Origin of the sequence: Nocardia cyriacigeorgica (genome assembly GCF_010858045.1) — a bacterium.
Classification (GTDB): domain Bacteria; phylum Actinomycetota; class Actinomycetes; order Mycobacteriales; family Mycobacteriaceae; genus Nocardia; species Nocardia cyriacigeorgica_E.
The window spans coordinates 1-286 of sequence record NZ_JAAGVC010000344.1; the positions used below are offsets into that span (position 1 = coordinate 1).

Annotated in this window: 1 protein-coding gene; it reads right to left on the minus strand. The window is 64.7% G+C overall.

The features are described from left to right. The coding region (locus GV790_RS29975; RefSeq protein ID WP_445668764.1) for an imine reductase family protein at positions 1 to 286 on the minus strand (286 nt) is incomplete at both ends.

A 286-nucleotide genomic window follows, 5' to 3' on the forward strand; every position in this document is an offset into this window, starting at 1 on the left:
CATCATCCGCAGATGCGCCAGATCGCCCCAATCTCCGGCTTCAGCCCTGCCCGACCAGGCGGCATACAGTTCCGCGACCGACCCAAGCGAACGCTGCGCATACGGCAGGAACCGGGAGATCTCCGAGCCCGAGCGTTCGATGATCGCCATCGCTTGCTCGTAGCCGAGCAGCAGGGGCGTGAACAGCGCGAACATCGCCTGGTAGTACAGCTGAGCGAGGCCGTCGTCGGAACCCAGATACTCGGGCACGCCCAAGGGCCGCAACAGGTCCCGATGCTTGTCGAAG